This is a genomic window from Propionivibrio pelophilus DSM 12018 (assembly GCF_059569095.1).
The window spans coordinates 1-2754 of sequence record NZ_JCANUT010000116.1 but is presented as its reverse complement, the minus strand read 5'-3'; the positions used below and the strand labels follow the sequence as shown (position 1 = coordinate 2754).

Below are 2754 nucleotides of genomic sequence, written 5' to 3'. Positions count from 1 at the left end.
CCCTATCTCAACTCGCTCTTGCAAAACGGGAGGAGTCCATATACGGAATCCAGAAAATTCAACGAACTGGACCCCGGCCTTCGCCGGGGTGACGACTATTTCTGCGTTTTCATAGTCAAGATACGTTGGTCAAACCACTAGGGCATCCGCCGAGGAAAAGAAACATGGACAACTTTGAATTCTGCAATCCCACCAGGATCATTTTCGGGCGCGGTACCGAAGCGCAAGTCGGCAAGGAAGCCGCTGCGTACAGCAAGAAGATCCTGTTGCATTTCGGCGGCGGCTCGATCAAGAGCTCCGGCCTGTACAACCGGGTCACCGCCTCGCTCAAGGCGGCCGGAGTCGAGTGGGTCGAGCTCGGAGGCGTCAAGCCGAACCCGCGCCTCTCGCTCGTGCATGAGGGCGTCAAGCTGTGCAAGGAACACAAGCTCGGTCTGGTCCTCACCGTCGGCGGCGGCAGCGTCATCGACTCGGCCAAGGCGATCGCCATGGGCGCTGTTATCGACCACGACGTCTGGGACTTCTACATGGGCAAGGGCGCGCCGGTCGCCGCGCTGCCCGTCGCCACGATACTTACCCTGCCGGCGGCAGGCAGCGAAGCGAGCACCGCTTCGGTTATCACCAAGGAAGAAGGCTGGCTCAAGCGCGCCGTCAATTCCGAGCTGATCTACCCGCGCTTCTCGATCCTCAACCCCGAGCTCGCGATGACGTTGCCGCCGTTCCAGGTCGCCTGCGGTGCGATGGACATCTCGGCGCACCTGATGGAGCGCTACTTCACCAACGTGAAGAACGTTTCCTTCACCGACCGCCTGATCGAGGGCACGCTCAAGACGATCATCCGCCAGGCGCCGCGTATCCTGAAGAATCCGCAGGACTACGATGCCTGGTCCGAGTTCATGTGGGCCGGCACGATCGCGCACAACAACCTGCTCAACACCGGCCGCGTCGGCGACTGGGCGTCGCACGACATCGAGCACGAGATCAGCGGCATCTACGACGTCGCGCACGGCGCCGGCTTGGCCGTCGTCTTCCCGGCGTGGATGAAGCACGTGCTGCACCACGACCTCGACCGCTTCGTGCAGTGGGCGGTGCGCGTGTGGAACGTCGAGATGGACGTCTTCAACCCGGAAGCCGTCGCGCTCGAAGGCATCGCCCGCATGGAAGCGTTTTTCCAGTCGCTCGGCGTCGGCACGCGCATGAAGGATCTGGGCATCACCGACGACCGCATCGACGAGATGGCCGACAAGTGCACCAACGGCGATACGACCACGGTCGGCAACTTCGTCAAGCTCGATCGCGCCGCGGTGGCCAAAATCCTGCGTCTCGCGATGTAAGTCAGAGCGTAAGGAAGATGCGCATGTCCGAATCCCTCAACGTCGGCATCGTCGGTTACGGCTTCGCCACCAAGGCCTTTCACGCGCCGCTTGTCGCTGGCGTGCCGGGATTGACGCTCGCCGCCATTTCCAGCAGCGACCCGACCAAGGTAAAGGCCGACTGGCCGGACGTGGCGACCGAAACGAGCGCGGAAGCGCTCTTCGCGCGTCCGGATATCGACCTCGTGGTCATCCCGACGCCGAACGAAACGCACTACCCGCTGGCCAGTGCCGCGCTGGCGGCGGGCAAGCACGTGGTTGTCGACAAACCGTTCACGGTTACAGCGGACGACGCACGCCGGCTGCAAGCTCAGGCGGAAGCCGCCGGACGCTTGCTCTCGGTGTTTCACAACCGGCGCTGGGATTCGGACTTTCTGACCCTGAAGAAGGTGCTCGCCTCGGGCGCACTGGGGCGCATCGTGCATTTCGAGTCGCACTTTGACCGTTACCGGCCGGACGTGGGCGACCGCTGGCGCGAGAAGGCGTTGCCGGGCAGCGGGCTGTGGTACGACCTCGGCTCGCATCTCCTCGACCAGACGCTGCAACTCTTCGGCCTGCCCGAATCGATTGCACTCGACCTCGCGCTGCAACGCAAGAATGCGCAATCGGACGACTACTTCCACGCCGTGCTGCGCTACGGGCAGAGCCGGGTGATCCTGCATGCCGGCGCGCTGGTGCCCGTTCCCGCCGCACGCTTCACCGTTCACGGCAGTCTCGGCAGCTTCATCAAGTACGGACTCGATCCGCAGGAGGATGTGCTCAAGTCCGGCAAGCGCCCACCCGCGCCCGATTGGGGGCACGAGCCGGTGCCGGCGACGCTCACCGTCTGGCAGGACGGCGTTGCTGCATCGCGCGAACTGGCCTGTGTTCCGGGTGACTACCCCGCTTACTACGCCGGTGTACGCGACGCGATTCGCGGTGTCGGGCCGAACCCGGTGACGGTAGAAGAAGCGATCCGCGTCATCGATCTGCTCGAACTCGGGCTGCAAAGTGCGCGCGAGGGGCGCTCGCTATTGCTTCGGCACGCTGAGGTATAAAAATTTCGCCATACCGGCGCAGGCCGGTATCCATTATCGGAGAGCAATCGCCGACAGACCCCTGGTCGCAGTCAATGACGACTGTTGAGCCACTGGCGCCGCCGAGCGTGGCGAGTTCGAACGCTTGGGGGGGCGCTCATCGCTGACGGTCCGAAACCGACACGGGCGAGCAGCATCGCCAGGCGGGTGTTGCCGAGCAGGTGGCCGGCGTCGTTCGAGGCGCATGTTCGAGCAGGGAGAGTGCGCTACGCCGTTGCCGGGGAGCGATGCAGTCTGCGCAAATACCTGTGCGTTGCACTCCGGGCAGTTTCAATCCGCGCTCCCCGTTGCCGGGGAGCGATGCC

General features: G+C 63.9%; 2 protein-coding genes. Both read left to right on the top strand.

Features of this window, described 5'->3' with window-relative positions:
• The first annotated feature begins 164 nt into the window (after positions 1-164).
• Complete coding sequence (locus tag BO74_RS20805; protein ID WP_496445275.1) at positions 165-1334, top strand: iron-containing alcohol dehydrogenase; 1170 nt, start codon at positions 165-167, stop codon at positions 1332-1334.
• A gap of 23 nt (positions 1335-1357) precedes the next feature.
• A complete protein-coding gene (locus BO74_RS20800; RefSeq protein ID WP_496445273.1) occupies positions 1358-2410 on the top strand; it encodes an oxidoreductase in 1053 nt (350 codons plus the stop codon).
• Positions 2411-2754 lie beyond the last annotated feature (344 nt).

What these genes read in the sequence shown, in the direction of transcription:
- BO74_RS20805 (WP_496445275.1), top strand. Translation starts at nt 165, where the DNA reads ATGGACAACTTTGAATTCTGCAATCCCACCAGGATCATTTTCGGGCGC.
- BO74_RS20800 (WP_496445273.1), top strand. Translation starts at nt 1,358, where the DNA reads ATGTCCGAATCCCTCAACGTCGGCATCGTCGGTTACGGCTTCGCCACC.